This window comes from Pseudoalteromonas sp. SA25 (genome assembly GCF_011378705.1).
In the GTDB taxonomy this organism is placed as follows: Bacteria; Pseudomonadota; Gammaproteobacteria; order Enterobacterales; family Alteromonadaceae; genus Pseudoalteromonas; species Pseudoalteromonas arctica.
In genome coordinates this window covers 88,766-106,823 of sequence record NZ_WTKV01000017.1, presented here as the reverse complement: position 1 = coordinate 106,823, position 18,058 = coordinate 88,766, and the positions used below count along the sequence as shown (strand labels likewise).

Annotated in this window: 14 protein-coding genes; 6 read left to right on the top strand and 8 right to left on the bottom strand. The window is 39.6% G+C overall.

The features are described 5' to 3' along the window. Nucleotides 1-85: 85 nt before the first annotated feature. A complete protein-coding gene (locus GQR45_RS14645) occupies nt 86-1,099 on the top strand; it encodes an IS110 family transposase (RefSeq protein ID WP_165725710.1) in 1,014 nt (337 codons plus the stop codon). Between the two features lie 295 nt (nt 1,100-1,394). Here the strand turns inward: GQR45_RS14645 and GQR45_RS14640 are convergent, their stop codons facing one another. Continuing rightward, nucleotides 1,395-2,147 carry a Nif3-like dinuclear metal center hexameric protein gene (locus tag GQR45_RS14640; protein WP_024593930.1) on the bottom strand — a complete coding sequence of 251 codons (753 nt, stop codon included), beginning with the start codon at nt 2,145-2,147 and terminating at the stop codon, nt 1,395-1,397. Between the two features lie 150 nt (nt 2,148-2,297). Here GQR45_RS14640 and GQR45_RS14635 point away from each other — a divergent pair, with 150 nt between their 5' ends. Then, nucleotides 2,298-2,639, top strand: coding sequence for a hypothetical protein (locus tag GQR45_RS14635; protein ID WP_002961684.1), 342 nt, complete (start codon nt 2,298-2,300; stop codon nt 2,637-2,639). 199 nt (nt 2,640-2,838) lie between these two features. Here the strand turns inward: GQR45_RS14635 and GQR45_RS14630 are convergent, their stop codons facing one another. The 5 genes from GQR45_RS14630 to GQR45_RS14610 form a co-directional block, all read right to left on the bottom strand. Continuing rightward, the gene (locus GQR45_RS14630; RefSeq protein ID WP_165726319.1) at nt 2,839-6,018 is read right to left on the bottom strand and encodes an amidohydrolase family protein; all 3,180 of its coding nucleotides are present in this window, start codon (nt 6,016-6,018) and stop codon (nt 2,839-2,841) included. 105 nt (nt 6,019-6,123) lie between these two features. Continuing rightward, the gene (locus GQR45_RS14625) at nt 6,124-6,948 is read right to left on the bottom strand and encodes a M90 family metallopeptidase (protein ID WP_165726318.1); all 825 of its coding nucleotides are present in this window, start codon (nt 6,946-6,948) and stop codon (nt 6,124-6,126) included. Nucleotides 6,949-7,113: 165 nt separating this feature from the next. Beyond that, the gene (locus GQR45_RS14620; RefSeq protein WP_165726323.1) at nt 7,114-7,752 is read right to left on the bottom strand and encodes a chloramphenicol acetyltransferase; all 639 of its coding nucleotides are present in this window, start codon (nt 7,750-7,752) and stop codon (nt 7,114-7,116) included. Nucleotides 7,753-7,888: 136 nt separating this feature from the next. Next, entirely contained in the window at nt 7,889-8,929 is a 1,041-nt protein-coding gene (locus tag GQR45_RS14615; RefSeq protein WP_165726317.1) for a Glu/Leu/Phe/Val dehydrogenase, read from the bottom strand. A 426-nt stretch (nt 8,930-9,355) separates the two neighbouring features. Then, entirely contained in the window at nt 9,356-10,882 is a 1,527-nt protein-coding gene (locus tag GQR45_RS14610; RefSeq protein ID WP_007583843.1) for a fumarate hydratase, read from the bottom strand. Between the two features lie 155 nt (nt 10,883-11,037). Between GQR45_RS14610 and pabB the strand changes: the two genes are divergently transcribed. The 3 genes from pabB (at nt 11,038) to GQR45_RS14595 (ending at nt 14,458) form a co-directional block, all read left to right on the top strand. After that, nucleotides 11,038-12,396, top strand: a complete 1,359-nt coding sequence (pabB, locus tag GQR45_RS14605; RefSeq protein ID WP_165726316.1) for an aminodeoxychorismate synthase component I — start codon at nt 11,038-11,040, stop codon at nt 12,394-12,396. Between the two features lie 6 nt (nt 12,397-12,402). After that, nucleotides 12,403-12,978, top strand: a complete 576-nt coding sequence (locus GQR45_RS14600) for a CoA pyrophosphatase (RefSeq protein WP_033026841.1) — start codon at nt 12,403-12,405, stop codon at nt 12,976-12,978. A 103-nt stretch (nt 12,979-13,081) separates the two neighbouring features. Beyond that, nucleotides 13,082-14,458 (top strand): L-serine ammonia-lyase, encoded by a 1,377-nt coding sequence (locus GQR45_RS14595; RefSeq protein WP_010555091.1) that lies wholly within the window; start codon nt 13,082-13,084, stop codon nt 14,456-14,458. Between the two features lie 77 nt (nt 14,459-14,535). Here GQR45_RS14595 and cysB read toward each other — a convergent pair whose 3' ends face one another. Next, complete coding sequence (cysB, locus tag GQR45_RS14590; RefSeq protein ID WP_002961670.1) at nt 14,536-15,513, bottom strand: HTH-type transcriptional regulator CysB; 978 nt, start codon at nt 15,511-15,513, stop codon at nt 14,536-14,538. Nucleotides 15,514-15,837: 324 nt separating this feature from the next. Here cysB and GQR45_RS14585 point away from each other — a divergent pair, with 324 nt between their 5' ends. Continuing rightward, a complete protein-coding gene (locus GQR45_RS14585; RefSeq protein ID WP_165726315.1) occupies nt 15,838-16,596 on the top strand; it encodes a hypothetical protein in 759 nt (252 codons plus the stop codon). A gap of 66 nt (nt 16,597-16,662) precedes the next feature. Here GQR45_RS14585 and GQR45_RS14580 read toward each other — a convergent pair whose 3' ends face one another. Continuing rightward, nucleotides 16,663-17,955 carry an NCS2 family permease gene (locus GQR45_RS14580; RefSeq protein WP_165726314.1) on the bottom strand — a complete coding sequence of 431 codons (1,293 nt, stop codon included), beginning with the start codon at nt 17,953-17,955 and terminating at the stop codon, nt 16,663-16,665. Nucleotides 17,956-18,058 lie beyond the last annotated feature (103 nt).

Sequence of the window (18,058 nt, the reverse complement as noted above, 5' to 3'; positions counted from 1 at the left end):
TAACCTGATGTAATGGTCTCCTCCCTATACGGCATCTATGTGCCATGATTAAAGTGGTTACAATAATCAAAGGGAGAAGACCAAAATGAAGATTACAACAATTGGTTTAGACATAGCAAAAAGATTTTTCCATGTGGTGTGCTGCAATGAACAAGGGCGCTTAGTTAAAAAGAAAATGTTAAAGCGTGCGCAAGTGTTATCTTTTTTCCAACAACACACTACGTGTTTAGTTGCTTTAGAGGCCTGTGCAACTTCTCATTTTTGGGCTCGAGAAATCAGAAAATGTGGTCATCAGATTAAGCTTATTCCACCTCAGCATGTAAAAGCCTTCTTAGTTGGCAATAAAAATGATTATAACGATGCTTTAGCAATTAGCGTTGCTTCAAAACAACATCATATTAAGAGTGTCTGTATAAAATCAGTTGAGCAACAAGATAACCAAGCACAGCACAAAGCGAGAGAATTAGCGGTCAGACAAAGAACGGCACTATGCAATCAAATCCGAGGCTTAACTGCTGAATACGGAATTATTTTAAATCAGGGTGTAAACACAATACGCAAAAGTATCCCCCTAATTTTAGAAGATGAAAATACCGGATTATCAGGCGCATTTAAAGCGGTACTAAAGCAGTTAGAAACACAATTGAGTAACTTAGACAGCTGCATTGAAACTTACAGTACATTAATAGTTGAAACAGCAAAAAATAATGATATTTGCCAACGGATCCAAACAATACCTGGATTTGGTCCTATGGTATCAAGCGCCTATTTCAATGAAGTTGGAAATGGCAGTAACTATAAAAGAGGCCGCGATGTTTCAGCGTCTTTAGGTATCGTTCCGCGTCAACACAGTAGTGGCGGAAAAGATACTTTACTTGGGATAAGTAAGCGAGGAAATAGCTACTTAAGGTGCCTGTTGATCCAAGGAGCAAAAGCTGTTGTCTCAAGAGCAAAAACGAAGAATGATAAATTAAGTCAATGGATAAACCGACTGGTTCAAACTCGAGGGCATAATCGAGCATGTGTAGCTTATGCCAACAAGATGGCGAGAATGGCTTGGGCTATTAGCGCTTCAGGTGAGAGTTACTCACCCGTATAAATACTCTTCAAAGAATTGCGTAAGTGGCTAAAACGATGACATAACAGGTCAAACCTGCATATTGAAAACCTATAGAGTTCAGTGGTAGTAAATACCGATAACCTGATCAGGACAATATGCGCGGATTACATCAAGGTCAGAAGTAATAATCTTCACTAAAAGACCGTATATATGACAGCAAACCTGTCCCTGCTATCGTTGAATGACACCTTGCAATACTGGAGGAGACCATATATGAACTCTAGATAATAAATCTATCTCAAGTAGAGTTCAGGTTAACTAATAGATAGCCTAGTTAAACTGGGTTATCTATGTCTATAAATGTCACATCAAAACCATGCTCTTGAGCAAGTAACTCACCCAGAGCTTTTACACCATAGCGCTCTGTTGCATGATGCCCTGCGGCAAAAAAATCAATGTTTTGCTCACGAGAACTATGAATTGTTTGCTCCGATGCCTCACCCGTTAAATAAGCATCAATGCCTTGCTCTGCAGCTAAATCAATATACCCTTGCCCACCACCGGTGCACAGTGCAATGGTTTCAATTTTTGTTGAACGTACTAAACTTGTGAGTGGGGTTCGATTTAGCACTTTTGCAATTTTATCTGCAAAATCTTCACCACTTAATGGTGTTTTTAAACGCCCTTTCATTGCTACGCTATTTGAAGTTGGCTCTAGCCCTGTTTCAATTTCAATATCCAATAACTTTGCAAGTTGCGCGTTATTGCCAACTGCTGGATGAATATCGAGTGGTAAGTGATAGCCAAATAAATTAATATCGTGTGCTAATAACGCACCTATACGACGCTTTTTCATTCCCGTTATTGGTTGGGATTCCCCTTTCCAAAAAAATCCATGATGAACTAAAATAGCATCTGCTTGTTGCTCAATGGCAGCATCTATTAAAGCTTGACTTGCGGTTACACCCGTCACAATTTTTTTAATTTCGTTTTTACCTTCAACTTGTAAGCCATTTGGGCAAAAATCTTTAATTAAATGAGGTTTTAAAATGTCATTTAGGAGTTGGTTAAATTCTCTACGTTGCATATAACTTACCTTACTTAGCACTGAATTTTGTGCAAATTTTGGCGTTTATAGCCCTAAAATGGAAGGAAAATCGCAAAAAATTGAAAAACTGTTTTAAAATAGGTATAAATACCTCTTCTTTATCTGTGTTCACAACGTATAGGGTCTCTGATGAGCAAACTAGACAAAACAGAAGTGTTATCTGCCTTTGAAGCAGCGTACGAAACTGCCAATGGTAAAAAACCTGAAATCACAACTAAACCTGGTTGGTACAGCATTGATGGCGGTAAAAATTTACGCCTAGCTGACGTAGCAGAGCTTACTAAAAAGTTAAACTCTGGTAAAACAACTAAAACGAAAAAACCAAAAGCAGCTGCGCCTGTTAAAGCACAGAAAAAAGCGCCATTCACTGTTGTTACCGAAAACGAAGAAGGTTACACAGCGGAAGAACTTTGGATTGTAATTTTAGCTCGTAAAGATCATGACTGTCGCTTACCGCGCGGTGTTGTTTAATCAACATTTATGATTTTTAAAAGAAACCGCGTTAAGCGGTTTTTTTATGTGCGCGATTTGCTAAAAAAATATCTAAAAATTATATTAATTATCGTCTTCCAACCTTAATTGCACCATTTAATCAAAAAAATAGAGCCTTATAAGTTGAGTAAGACTAAAAAAAGCGGCTATGTAGCCGCTTTCAAAAGATCAAAATAAATTATAACTTTTCGAAGTAAAGTGGTTCGCGCTCTTTTTTACCTACTTCATTCATTGTTTCGGCATTGAATAAGCGACCATTGATCATGGTGTAATCTACTTTATCCGAATCTCGAATGTTTTTAAGTGGATCGCCATCTATAACCATTAAATCTGCCAGCTTGCCAACTTCAAGTGATCCTACGTTTTTATCAAGCCCTAAATACTTAGCCGGATCAATTGTCGATGCACGTATAGCTTCAAGTGATGTCATTCCGCCTTGTGCAAACATCCACATCTCCCAGTGTGCACCTAAGCCTTCACGCTGACCGTGAGCACCTAAGTTAACTAATACACCTAGGTCTTGCAGCTCAGCAGCAACGCGTGCGTTATTAAAGTGGTTATAGTGATGATCGGGCGCTTTAACTCGGCGCATAGAGCGTGGTAATAATTGATTTTTAGGCACAAATTTACTTAAACGCGGATGATTCCATACATCAGTTTTATCGTACCAGTAATTTTCACCCCAAATACCACCATAAGCCACTACAAGTGTTGGTGTATACCCAACATCACTTTGCGACCATAACTGCTTTATATCGTCGTATATGTGCTCTACAGGGATTGAATGCTCGATACCTGTGTGTCCATCTACAATCATACTTAAGTTATGTTGTAATAATGAGCCGCCTTCTGGTACTACCATCATTTCAAGTTCACGACCTGCTTCAATAACTTGTTGGCGCTGCTCTCGGCGTGGCTGGTTATACGACTTAACACTAAATGCACCTACTTTTTTAAGGCGCTCTAAATGAAATTTAGCATCGTCTAACGAGTCAATATGCGAAGTATAACCTGGCATATTTGCGCCATATAAAATAGTACCGGTTGAGAAAATACGCGGGCCAACAATCATGCCTGCCTTTTGCATTTCGCTTGCGGTAAATATTTCAGAGGTATCGTTTGATGGATCGTGAATTGTAGTAACACCTAACGCTAAACCTGCAAAGTTTTTCCAGTTTTGCTCAGGTATAATTTCGTCACTTGCTTGCGAGCCATGTGCATGAGCATCAACAATACCAGGCATAATAGTTTTACCTGTTACATCAATAACCTCAGCACCTTTAGGAATGCTTATATCGCTGGCTGTACCAATTGCTTTAATATGCTTACCATCAGTGATAATTACACCATTTTCAATAACCTTTTCGCCGTCCATAGTTATAATTTTTGCACCAGTGAGCGCAATCATACCTTTAGGCTCTGCCATTTTTTTAATGAAACCGATATTATCGCCACTTTTCACTTTAAAGTCGGCATCTTCAGCTTTGTTAATGGCAAACATCCCTTCAAGGCTTGCATGATAAAGCTCAGGCCCTAATGTCCAGTAAAGTTTGTTGCTCTTAGCACTCCAGCTAATGTTTTCACCAGCACGCACTGATAACTGCTCTATTGGAAATTGACTGTCTTTAGGCCCAATATTAATTGTTTTACCACTTTGAACAAACGGCGTTACAAATACTTTAAATCGCTCAGCAAAAGCGAGGTATTGCCCATCTGGTGATACTCTAAATTCAGTAGCATGTTCTGACTCGTACAGTTTGCGAACTTTTTTACTTTCAAGCTCAACTACACTAAGCGTTGGTTTTGGCCAAGGACTCATTATAAAAACGCGATCGTTTGCATCTCCAAATTGTGGTTGATAACCACTTTTTGAAAGAAGCTCACTTTTACCGCCTTTTGCGCTTACGCTATAAACCCCCGGATTAAGTGACCACTTAGGGTTTAAAATACTGCCCCCCGTGGCTTTTCGATAAACAACCGTTTTCCCATCTGGACTAAACGTAGGCTCTACGTACTTGCCAGGCTCTTTAGTTATTGTATCGCCACGACCACTGCGCACAGACACAACCCTTACAGACCCTTGTTTGTTGTCATCCCATGTGGTGTAAACTATTTTTTTACCATCGCGAGAGTACTGTGGAAATAATTCGTAATGGTCAGTTTGCTTTGTTAAACGCTTAATTTTACCCGACTCTAAATCGCGTTTATAAATATGCCCAAGCGCTTCAAAAATTGCCGTTTCGCCATCGGGGCTTACTTGCACATTACGCAGCATTTTTACATCAAACTCATCAGTATCTAAGTTTTGTGTAAAGCGCACCGCTTTTTGAATTTTTTTAGTAGTTTGCACTTTAAAAGGAATGGTTTTAACGGATTTGTCTGCAACATCTAGCTTGTGAATTGTACCACCAGCCCAAAATACTAACTCTTCGTTATCGGGTGTCCATGCAATAGTTGGGTATACACCATGAATAGCCCATGTTTCTTGCATATCTCGCTCAAGCTTATCGTAAAGCTTAGTGTGCTCACCGCTAGTTAAGTCATATAAATACAAGCTAGTTTGAAAGTCATCACGCTTTATATAAGCAAGTTTTTTACCATCTGATGATGGTGTAGGCCTAATAGCACCGCCCATCGTATCGATTATGGTTTCAATTTCACCCGTTTCACGGTCGTAGCGCTTAATTTTATAAATGCCCGCTACAGAATCCTTTGAATAATGAAAGGTTTTACCGGGTGTTGCATCATGCGAAAAGTATACATAACGACCATCAGGTGAAAACATTGGCTCACCTAAATCTTTTTGATCGTTCTCGCGTTTTGTAAGCTGTACGCCCTTACCACCCGCTTTGTGATACAACCACACTTCACCTGCTCCCAATGAGCGGCTAGCTGTAAAGTGTTTACGCGCAACTAAGTAGTCGCCATCAGGACTCCATGCAGGACTATTTAGTAATCTAAAGGTTTCATCGGTAACAGCGTGTTGATTTTCACCATTTAAGTCCATTATCCAAATGTTATCGCCACCACCTTGGTCGGAGGTAAACGCAATACTTTTGCCGTTAGGACTAAAGCGTGGTTGCATTTGCCATGCAATATCAGAGGTGAGCTTTGTAGCTGTACCACCACTCATTGGCATAGTGTAAATATCGCCAAGTAAGTCAAACACCACGGTTTTACCATCAGGGCTAATATCTATATTCATCCATGTGCCCTGCTCAACGCTAATTGCAGCGTCAACAAATTGCCCCTTAGGTGAATCTACTTGCCATTTTTGTTCGTCTTTTTCAGCAGCATTTACCTGCCCTATCGCTAATGACACCGACAGCGCCAATACTGTATGAAGCATTTTTTTCATGCGTTTCTCGCTTGTTATTGTTGCAGTAAAAACTATTTCACATGATTGCAACAAAAACAAACGCAACTTGCCAGCGTTATATGATAAAGCGCGGTTTATGTAGGTTTAATGCCAAACAATAGGGTCAAATTGATAGTAATTAACTAGCATACTGTAAATTTCAGGATCGTATCGGCGAAGCTCTGCGGGTTTTTCGAGGAAGGTTTCGGTGAGTACAGCAAAAAACTCAGCTTCGTTAGTCGCACCATAGCTGTGAATAACATGCGGCATGCTATAGGCAACATGGCTTTTTAACTGGGTGAAAGCACGGCTAAATACTCGGCCCCACTCATTGTAATCTGCTGAGCTTTTTAAAATGGGTGTGCCCGTTGTTTTACCTGTTTCTTGATCGAGTTGATGCGCAAACTCATGAAATACCAAGTTATGTCCATCGCTTGGTAAACGATTACCCTCAAGTACATCATGCCAGCTTAAAACGAGCGTGCCGCCAGGCCATGACTCGCCTAGTCTTACCGTATTATGGTAACTCACAAGTCCTGCACTATCGCGAGTTGATTGCGGAGCATAATAAGCACTTGGATATAATAAAATTTCTTTTACATTTCTATATAACGGCCACGGTTTATTAAGTACTAATACACACGCATCGGCGGCAACAATTAACTTCATTGCAGACGTTAGCCTTAAGCCATCACAACCGACAAAGCGTTTTTCGTTTAAAAACCACGTAATATGTCGCTCTAATTTTTCTCTGTCGGCGTCGGTCATTTTTTTATAGATGGGCATGCAACGCAGTAAAATATCTTTTTGCTGCGAATTTAAAGCAAAGTCTTTATATTTACTGCGCCATAATCGGTTTTGAATTGATGGCCAACGCCAGAAAATCACCACAAAAAGAATTAAAACAACAATTAACAGTCCATTTATCATGGGGATTTCCTGAGCTAAGGTATGGTATATAAATATGTCCAGCACACGTGCTTTTCAAGCATACAAGGTTATGTATTTGAATATAAAGTAATTCACATCGCATTGCTTATAGATTACTTATAAATTGTTTACTGCTTTGCACTGCCGTTACTGATGTGTTTAAAGTTAATTTTTGCAAAAGGTATCAAATGTACCCTGCAATGTGTTTATAAATTTCGCTACGTGCAAACCATCCATTAATGAATGGTGTACATCGATAGCTAAAGGCATTGTGCCTGTGTGTTTATCAAACTGACCAAATACAAATTTAGGAATGCCTAAACTCTGCCCTTCACTAAATGCATGCGAAAACGCACTAAAATTCAGCCACGGCAAAACAGATATATGAATTAAATCTGCCTGCCCTTCTGTTTGAGCAAATGCATCAGAAAATAACGGCTGTAATTTCGCTTTTTTGCTTACGCCACTTGCATGATTTGCAAACTCTTTAAACTCGCCTGTGCTGTTAAAATAACTAAAAACAAACGTATCGTTTTCAGACAACTCAACCACACTTGCGCGAACACTATTAAGTAACCATGGTTGATTATCTATTATACGTAGCATTATTGAATCGTACTCATGGCACGCTTTTAAGGTGCAATATACATACGCTTGAAAAAAAGAAAATTGATTGGTTTTGCAATAGTCGTAAAGTGCTTGAGCATCTAAACGCACACACACATTAAAGTAAGGCTGAGAAAAGTGTTTAAATAATTCAAAGTGTTGCTTTCTAGGCCAATTATCTAAATCGATAGGCTGCATGAGAGAAGTTGAGGGAGTCATAATTTGCCGCACAAAATTAAAAATAAAGTGTACCGCTGTTCAGTAATAATTGCATTAACTTACAGATAAACAAAAGGTGTGCAATTGCACACCCTTATTGCATTTTAGCTTAAATTTATAGACCGTTTTTAATGATCTCTTGCGCTAATTCGTCAGCAATTAAATGCGTTGATTTTTGCTCTTTTTCGCTACGGGCAAAGATTTCAGTTAACGTATTAAAAATACCTTCAACATGTTTATTAGACGCTGCTGCACTGTAACCTTCTGGCGCTGTTTCGTAATAAACATTAATAATACCACCAGCGTTAATTACGTAATCTGGTGCATATAAAATGCCTTTTTCACGAATAACTTCACCGTGGCGAGACTCTGCTAACTGATTATTAGCACAGCCTGCAATAATAGTCGCTTTTAAACGCGGTATCGTTAAATCGTTAATAGTTGCACCTAATGCACACGGTGCATAAACATCAACATCTAAGTCGTAAATTTCATCAATGCCAACCGCAGTCGCGCCAAAATCATTAACTACGCGATCAATTGCAACTTGGTTAATATCTGTTACAAACAACTCAGCGCCCGCATCAGCTAAATGCTTACATAAACCATAAGCAACAGCACCTAAACCTTGAACAGCCACTTTCACACCTGCAAAATTTTGATGACCACGTTGATGCTGTAGCGCTGCTTTAATTCCTAAAAACGTACCGTATGCTGTAAATGGCGATGGGTTACCACTTTTACCTTCAAGACCCAGTACGTAATTAGTTTCTTTATTCATAATAGCTACATCAGCACATGTGATGTTTACATCTTCTGCTGAGTAATAGCTGCCATTTAATCGCTCTAACTGGCGGCCAAATGCACGGAATAATTGCTCAGATTTAATTTCTTTCGCGTTACCTATAATTACAGATTTACCACCACCAAATGGTAAGCGCGCAACTGCATTTTTATAAGTCATGCCCTTTGATAAACGTAGCACGTCGTAAACAGCATCTTCGTCGTTCGCATAATCCCACATTCTACATCCGCCAACAGCAGGACCTAGGTTGGTATTATGTACAGCAATAATTGCTTTTAAACCCGACTCTTCATCAGAACAAAAAACCACTTGTTCATGGTTATCAAATTCAACTCGATTAAACACAGCCACTTAAAATACTCCGAAATAGTTAACCCGTGAGAGGGTATGCGCGCTGGAAATTGCCGAGACTTTATCACTTCATATTAGAGTTCGCTATACTCACAGAAGATAAAACCAATGAAAACACCAAGCTTAAATTAAATAACCGGATTAAAACCATTGTATAGATAAAAAATTCACAAAATCGTTATTTGTAAGTTTTAAAAACTATAAATAGAACAACCACACCAACTTACGTTTACGTGAACGTAATACAGCTATTGCGTGTAAAGTTTAATATACAAGTGCTGCTTACCCGCCAGGTACTGCTGCCTATAGGTTTCCAGTAAAAAGTGAGCTTTTCGCAAACTGGTCAGAGCTGTAAGCTTGATAATGACTCTATTTAAAAAACAAAAAAGCGAGCACTAGGCTCGCTTTTTAAAAACATAACGTACGTTATTTTAGCTTGCTATCAAGCTCTTCTATTTTAGCTTTCCAGATTGCAGGGCCTTGTGTATGCGCATTGGCGCCTTCACTGTCTACTGCAACGGTCACTGGCATATCTTCTACTTCAAATTCATAAATAGCTTCCATACCTAAATCTTCAAAAGCAACTACGCGTGCTTTTTTAATCGCTTTAGATACTAAGTAAGCTGCGCCGCCTACAGCCATTAAATAAACAGATTTATGCTCTTTAATAGACTCAACAGTTGCAGGTCCACGTTCAGCTTTACCAATCATGCCTACAATGCCTGTTTTTTCTAGCATCATATCGGTAAATTTATCCATACGAGTTGCAGTTGTAGGGCCTGCAGGACCAACTGCTTCATCACGTACCGCATCCACAGGGCCTACGTAATAAATAAATTTATTATCAAAGTCTACGCCTTTTGGTAAACCTTCACCTGAGTTGATCATATCTTGCAAACGTTTATGCGCTGCATCACGACCTGTTAAAATAGTGCCCGAAAGTAAAACAGTTTCGCCCATTTTCCATTCTTGAACATCTTTTTTAGTCAGTGTATTTAAGTCAACACGACGTGTGCCTTCGCCCACTTCAAATGTTACTTGTGGCCAATCTTCTAGCTTAGGTGCTTTTAAATTAGCAGGGCCAGAACCGTCAAGTGTAAAATGTACATGGCGAGTTGCCGCACAGTTAGGGATCATTACTACAGGTTTTGAAGCCGCATGCGTTGGTGCTGTTTTAATTTTAACATCAACAACCGTTGTTAAACCGCCTAAGCCTTGTGCGCCAATACCTAATTTATTAGCACGGTCAAAAATTTCTAAACGCAGTTTTTCCTCAGTTGTTTCTGCGCCGCGCTCCATTAGTTCATGGATATCAACCGGGTCCATTAACGACTCTTTAGCCATTACTGCCGCTTTTTCAGCCGTACCACCAATACCTATTCCTAGCATGCCTGGCGGACACCAACCAGCACCCATTGTTGGTAGTGTTTTTTCTACCCATTCAGCAACATCATCTGACGGGTTTAACATAACCATTTTACTTTTGTTTTCAGAGCCGCCGCCTTTAGCCGCAACCATTACTTCTACTTTACCGCCCGCTACTAAATCGATATGCACAACCGAAGGCGTATTATCTTTCGTGTTTTTACGCGTGCCAGCAGGGTCTGCAACAATAGATGCACGTAAAGGGTTATCTGGATTCAAATATGCACGACGAGTACCTTCATCAACCATTTGTTGAACGGTTAAATCAGTTTTATCCCACTTAACATCCATACCTACTTTAACAAAACAGGTAATAATACCGGTATCTTGGCAAAGTGGACGCTTGCCTTCAGCCGACATGCGTGAGTTAATTAAAATTTGTGCAATGGCGTCTTTAGCCGCTTTACTTTGTTCTTTGTTGTAAGCTTTTTCGAGAGCTTGAACAAAATCAAGTGGGTGATAGAACGAAATATATTGCAATGCATCTTCAATGCTATCAATAAAGTCTTGCTGACAAATTGTACTCATAGTGGTTCCTTAAGTTACCGTTACGCGTTGTCGCGTAATCTAAATCAAACCGGTGACGGTGGTTTGCACTGTTTTTTACAGCTTAGTGCTGCCAAAAAATTTGACTTATGATACCCTCCCAGCCCGTTTCGAGCCAGTTCTTAAAGGGGCAGTAAATGCTAAACAATAAAAAAAATTGTATTAAATTAGGCATAACACAAAACTGCATTGACGTTTTTGCGCATTTTTCACATTTGCCTTATGCAATTCTATTAGATTCTGCAAATAGTAATCATATAAACAGCCGTTTTGATATTATTGCCATTGAGCCGCAAAGTACCCTTGAAGTAAAAAATAATAAAAGCTTTTTAAATAATATAGAAAGTAGTGATAACTGCTTTGAAATTATGAATAATGAGCTTTCGCATCTTGATAAAACAAAAGCCGGTTACGATTTACCCTTTAACGGCGGCTGGCTTGGCTACTTTGGCTACGACCTAGGCCGTACAATTGAAAATATCCCCACTCGTGCTATTGAAGATATTAACCTTCCCCAAATGGCTATTGGCCTTTACTTAGATGCCCTTATTTACGACAAGCAGCAACAAAGCTGGTTTTATGTATCGCAGCCAAACACCGATCGATTAGCGCTTTATCAGCAATATTTAAATACACACGTTAACTCCCAAGTTAATACACAGTCCTTTGCCCTAAATAGCGACTGGCAATCAAATATGAGCGAAACGGAATACGCTGCAAAGTTTGCCCAAATTGAGGAGTATTTAAAAAGTGGCGATTGTTACCAAATTAATTTAGCGCAGCGCTTTAACGCTCAGTTTGAAGGCTCCCCTTGGGCAGCTTATATTAAACTGCGTGAGGCAAATAAAGCGCCATTCTCGAGCTTTATAAATCACCCTCAAGGGGCTATTTTATCAATTTCTCCTGAGCGCTTTATATCTGTAAATAATAACGTTGTAGAAACCAAGCCAATTAAAGGCACACTGCCGCGAAAAGCAGATGCACTAGAGGATCAACGCCAAGCGCAAATACTCGCAGCATCAGCTAAAGATCGCGCTGAAAATGTAATGATTGTTGATTTACTGCGTAACGACTTAGGCAAAGTAGCAAAACCAGGCAGCGTTCACGTCCCTTCCCTTTTTGCTATTGAAAGCTTTCCGGCAGTCCATCATTTAGTAAGCACGGTCACCTCAGAACTTGATGAAGGTAAAACAGCGGTCGATCAGCTAAAAGCGGCTTTTCCGGGTGGCTCAATCACCGGTGCGCCAAAAATTAGAGCTATGGAAATAATTGAAGAACTAGAGCCGCATCGCCGCAGCATTTATTGTGGTTCAATTGGTTATTTAAGTGCATGTGGAAATATGGATACGAGTATTACTATTCGCACCTTGGTGTGCCACAAAGCGCAAATTTACTGCTGGGCAGGTGGTGGAATAGTCGCTGATTCTAAAGTCGAATTGGAATATCAAGAAACTTACGATAAAGTAAATAAAATCCTCCCTTTATTAAAACAGTAGGTCGTTTTGAATAGTGAACACATTATGGCGCGGTTTCTGTTAAGCCCTACAGCTGCGCCAAACCAGTTAAAAGACACGCGTAAAAAACGTGCTAGCGCTGTTATGCTGCCAATTATTGATATAGATAACCATGCACATATTTTACTGTGTAAACGCCCTACTTATTTACACCATCACCCTGGGGAGATTTGTTTGCCCGGAGGTAAGTTTGAAGTAAGCGACATTACCCTTCGCACCACAGCCCTTCGCGAACTAAAAGAAGAGCTAAATATTGCCCAAAGCAACGTTAATGTATTAGGTCACTTACCTGAGTATTCAACCTTAACGGGTTTTAGTATTAGCCCCTATGTAGGTTTACTCAAAAAAGACACCACCTGGGAAAATGACTATAATGAGGTACAAGCGAGCTTTTTGCTCTCTGTCACTGAGTTAAATAACGAAGCTAACTGGCAACCCTTACCTTTTCAACGATTTGGGAAAACGGTTATTTTGCAAGGTTTTAAAACGCCGCATGGTTTACTTTGGGGTGCGACTGCAAGCATTATAAAAAACTTTACAAAACAACTCGCCTTACCAGTTTAAATCTTCGTTATTAGTAGTTACACAATCACAATTCCACGTTATCATGCTCGACCGTTCAAAGAGCAGCTTCGTGCTGATAAAACAAAGTAGAGACACACACATTATGATCAGTGCATTTGATATGTTTAGCATTGGTATTGGCCCTTCGTCATCACACACCGTTGGCCCAATGCGCGCATCACGCTTATTTGTTAATGACCTACAAGAACAACAATTATTAGCAAATGTTACCGATATTAAAGTAGAGCTTTATGGCTCTCTTGGTCAAACAGGTGTTGGCCATGGCTCGGGTAAAGCCGTAATTCTTGGTTTAGCCGGTTACGATCCTGAAACAATTGATGCCGATTTAGTCGACGACATTTTAGCAACCATCGAAAAAGATCAGGTTATTTATCTAAACAAAACACACAAAGCTAAGTTTCCAAAACAAGGTGCTATTGTTTTTCATCGTCGTAAAACACTGCCTAAGCATTCTAATGCAATGGAAATTATCGCCTCAAACAACGGCGAAAAAGTTTATAGCAAAGTATATTACTCTATTGGCGGTGGCTTCATTGTTACCGACGAAGAGTTTGAAAACGAAAAACAGGCAGCCCTCGATATTAGAGAAGAAAATCCAGCCCCCTTCCCATTTGGTAGCGCAAAAGAACTACTAGAGATGTGTAAAGAGTCTGGGTTTAGTGTTTCTACCTTGATGATGAAAAACGAAAAAACACTGCGCACTGAAGACGAAGTAAAAGACACATTGTTCCATATTTGGAAAGTAATGATGGCTTGTATTGACCGTGGTATGCGCACCGAAGGTATTTTACCTGGCGGCTTAAAAGTAAAACGCCGTGCGCCCAGCTTATACTTAAAACTAAATATAGAGGTCAGTAACGACCCGCTTCGTGCAATGGACTGGGTTGATTTATTTGCCCTTGCCGTAAACGAAGAAAACGCGGCAGGTGGCCGTGTAGTTACCGCACCAACTAATGGTGCTGCGGGTATTTTACCGGCTGTGCTTATGTACTATCACACATTTGTGAAAGAAGTAGACCGCGATATAGCCACGCGTTATTTATTAACCGCTGCTGCTATTGGTATTTTATATAAAAAGAATGCCTCTATATCGGGTGCCGAAGTAGGTTGCCAAGGTGAAGTCGGCGTTGCGTGCTCTATGGCTGCAGGCGCATTAACAGAAATTGTTGGTGGCAATGTTGTGCAAGTAGAAAACGCAGCAGAAATTGGTATGGAACATAATTTAGGCCTAACGTGCGACCCTGTTGGTGGCTTAGTACAAGTACCGTGTATTGAACGTAATGCAATGGGCGCTATTAAAGCAATTAACGCTTCACGTTTAGCTATACGTGGCAGTGGCGAGCAAAAGGTATCGCTTGATAAAGTGATTAAAACCATGCTTGAAACTGGTAACGATATGAAAACTAAATATAAAGAAACCGCTCGCGGTGGATTGGCTGTTAATATTATCGAATGTTAATCAGCTCGCTATAACAAGAAAAAGCCGCCTATTTTTAAAATAGGCGGCTTTTTTATTATTCGTTTAATGTAGTGACATTATTTAACGGGTAACTCTATATCTGCAAATAACTTATCTACGTCATCTTGGTTACGTAATAAGCTTGCTCGCTCTACTCGCTCTTTAGTTAAGTGCGGTGCAAAACGTTCGATAAAATCATACATATAAGTACGCAAAAAGCTGCCCTTTCTAAAACCAATTTTGGTCGTACTAGCTTCAAATAAGTGGCTTGCATCAATACACACTAAATCGGTATCGCTCACTTGATCTATCGCCATTGAAGCAACAACACCAACTCCTAAACCCAGTCGTACGTAAGTTTTTATAACATCAGCATCGGTTGCGGTAAATACAATGTGTGGTTCAAGCCCGTGTGCGCTAAACGCTTTATCTAACTCTGAGCGGCCCGTAAAACCAAATACATATGTAATGAGTGGATATTGAGCAATATCAGCAACGGTTAAACTATTTGCCTTTTTAGCCAACGGATGGTCTTTAGCGACAACAATACTGCGATTCCAATGGTAGCAAGGCAGCATAACTAAATCTGAATACAAATGCAGTGCTTCTGTTGCAATAGCAAAATCGGCATCACCGCGTGCTGCAGCATCCGATATTTGCTGTGGAGTACCTTGGTGCATATGAAGCGATACCGCAGGGTATTTTTTCATAAACCCTTGAATTACGTTAGGCAAAGCATAACGAGCTTGGGTATGTGTTGTAGCAATATTTAACTTACCTTGATCAGGTAGCGTATGCTCATTAGCAACGGCTTTAATACCTTCTACTTTAGAGAGTATTTCACGAGAAATATTAATAATATCTTCGCCAGCACCGGTTACATGCGTTAAATGCTTACCACTGCGACCAAAAATTTGCACACCCAACTCATCTTCTAACATGCGTACTTGTTTAGAAATTCCTGGCTGCGAGGTAAATAAACTCTCAGCAGTCGCTGAAACATTTAATTTATGATTTTGTACTTCTACGATGTATCTGAGTTGTTGTAATTTCATGGCTGCAAATTTTAACGTTATTATTCATATTATTTATAAAGGCAATACCGCTTAAAACCAAGTGTTATTTACGTAAAATAGCACTTTAGGTCTTTAGGTGTGCAATTATCTGATTAGAGCTCAAGGCTAGCATAATAAATATGCTTCAGGTAGCGATGATTATTCAGCTTTAGTTTATAAGCCCTTAGGCTTACTGCAGTTTATAAAGAGCTCAACCTATCAATTTTTTGGTATATTTTTTAAGTTAATCGGCGCAAAGCTACCCTGTTAACGTATATTTAATGTAAGATTAAATAATTAGGTTATATATCCGAGAATTACACCATGATCGTTTCTATTATAATAGTGCTTATAGTTGCATTGATTGTGATTGCACTTTGGGTAAGTGCTGTACAACAACACAAAGAAAAACAAGAGGCAGAACGCCGTAAAGAGCTTACAAAACAAAAAGCTATAATAGAAGAAACGGAAGAGGCACTAATGAATAGTACTAACATCCCCCTTTCTGAAAATCTAATTCGTACATTACAGCGCCGTATTTACGAAGCCTTAAATACAATGGTTACTAACTCGCAAACATCTAAAGCACTTAAAAGCCGCTTAAGTGAAGCAAAAACGCACTTATCTAATCCAGTTCAAGATAATAGCAGTGAAGCTTTAACGCTACCGAGTAATGACAAACAACTTGTAGGCCTAATTCAAGGCATTAAAAAATTACGCTCAATTTTACGCTCTGAACACAGCAAAGGTCGTATTGATAGCCAAGTTTTTGTTTTAGAAGATAAACGTCTCGAAAAACTACAACTGCGTATTAATATTGAAAGCCAAATAAAACGTGGCTTGTCTGCCCGCTCAGCCAGTATGGTTGGCTCTGCAAGACAGTACTTTGAAAAAGCGCAGGCAACACTCAGTGCAGTCACCTACTCTGATGAATACGTAACTTCAAAACGGCTAGAAGTTGAGGGTTACTTAGAAGCAATTAGTGTTGAACTGCGAGCTTCTAATGCAAGCGCACTTAAAAAGAAAACAGAAGAAGAGCAAGACGACTTAGATATACTGTTTGCTCCTAAAAAGAAATGGTAGTGCTTTTATAAAAGCATTAAAAAAGCCTGCACAAATTAAAATTTGTGCAGGCTTTTTTGTTAGCTATTAAGACAAAAATGCAAACTTGAAAACAAACAAGGCTGTTAATATCCAAACACTAATACTGACTTGATCTTGCTTACCGCACAAGACTTTAACCGCCGTATAAGATATAAAACCAAGTGCAATACCGTGCGCAATCGAAAACGTTAATGGTGTCATTAGTAATACCACAGTAACAGGAATTGCATCGGTCATATCATCCCAGTTTACAAACTTTAAATTTTGCAGCATCAGAACAGCGACATATAAAATAGCGCCTGCCGTAGCATAAGCCGGTACCATTTGTGCAAGCGGTGCAAAAAACATCATTAGTAAAAAGCAAATGCCTACAACTACAGCTGTTAAGCCAGTACGTCCGCCAACAGATACACCAGCAACCGATTCTATATACGATGTAGTCGTAGACGTACCTAGCATCGCACCTGCAATTGTTGCTGAGCTGTCAGCACTTAATGCGCGCCCTAAACGAGGCATGTTACCTTTTTCATCAGCTAAACCTGCTTTTTGAGTTACCGCAACTAATGTACCCGAAGTATCAAAAAGATCGACAAACAAGAAAGCAAAAATAACACTCATCATTGATATATCAAAAGCGGCTGCAAAATCTAGCTGCATAAAAGTAGGCATTATTGATGGTGGCATAGCCATAACACCGTGATATTCAACAAGCCCAAAACTTAGAGCAATGCCAGTCACTAATAAAATACTAATAAGCACGCCACTTTTAAAGTCGCGATATAAAAGCGCTGCAATTACAAAAAAGCTTAATATAGCCAATAACGGACCTGGAGAAGTAATGTCGCCCAACTGTACTAATGTTGCCGGGCTTGAGACAATAATACCTGCATTTTTAAGGGCAATTAATGCTAAAAAAGCACCTATACCCGTTGCGATTGCTCGCTTGAGCACCAGAGGTATGGCATTAATAATCCACTCTCTGACTTTAAATAAGCTTAAAAACAAAAATATACAACCCGACATAAATACAGCCCCTAACGCGGCTTGCCAGGTATAACCCATTCCTAATACGACACCATACGTAAAAAAGGCATTTAGTCCCATACCAGGCGCTAATGCTAATGGATAGTTAGCCCATAAACCCATTATAAAACAGCCTATCGCAGCTGCTATACATGTCGCTACAAATGCAGCCCCTTGATCCATCCCAGCCTCTGCGAGCATAGCCGGGTTTACTAATACAATGTATACCATAGTTATAAAGGTAGTTAGGCCAGCAACGCATTCGCGTTTAACTGTTGAATTATTTTCGCTCAGTTTAAATAAGGCTTCGAACATAATAAACTTGTGATAGTAAAAAGTGGCGAGATTTTAACATAAAAATTATCTTTTACAGGACATTTTACCTTGCTATATACTAAACTGTTAAAGTAGTTAAAAT

Bases quoted from the DNA above. Each gene is read 5' to 3' on its own strand.
- GQR45_RS14645 (WP_165725710.1), top strand. From the start codon at position 86: ATGAAGATTACAACAATTGGTTTAGACATAGCAAAAAGATTTTTCCAT.
- GQR45_RS14640 (WP_024593930.1), bottom strand. From the start codon at position 2,147: ATGCAACGTAGAGAATTTAACCAACTCCTAAATGACATTTTAAAACCT.
- GQR45_RS14635 (WP_002961684.1), top strand. From the start codon at position 2,298: ATGAGCAAACTAGACAAAACAGAAGTGTTATCTGCCTTTGAAGCAGCG.
- GQR45_RS14630 (WP_165726319.1), bottom strand. From the start codon at position 6,018: ATGAAAAAAATGCTTCATACAGTATTGGCGCTGTCGGTGTCATTAGCG.
- GQR45_RS14625 (WP_165726318.1), bottom strand. From the start codon at position 6,948: ATGATAAATGGACTGTTAATTGTTGTTTTAATTCTTTTTGTGGTGATT.
- GQR45_RS14620 (WP_165726323.1), bottom strand. From the start codon at position 7,752: ATGCAGCCTATCGATTTAGATAATTGGCCTAGAAAGCAACACTTTGAA.
- GQR45_RS14610 (WP_007583843.1), bottom strand. From the start codon at position 10,882: ATGAGTACAATTTGTCAGCAAGACTTTATTGATAGCATTGAAGATGCA.
- pabB (WP_165726316.1), top strand. From the start codon at position 11,038: ATGCTAAACAATAAAAAAAATTGTATTAAATTAGGCATAACACAAAAC.
- GQR45_RS14595 (WP_010555091.1), top strand. From the start codon at position 13,082: ATGATCAGTGCATTTGATATGTTTAGCATTGGTATTGGCCCTTCGTCA.
- cysB (WP_002961670.1), bottom strand. From the start codon at position 15,513: ATGAAATTACAACAACTCAGATACATCGTAGAAGTACAAAATCATAAA.
- GQR45_RS14585 (WP_165726315.1), top strand. From the start codon at position 15,838: ATGATCGTTTCTATTATAATAGTGCTTATAGTTGCATTGATTGTGATT.
- GQR45_RS14580 (WP_165726314.1), bottom strand. From the start codon at position 17,955: ATGTTCGAAGCCTTATTTAAACTGAGCGAAAATAATTCAACAGTTAAA.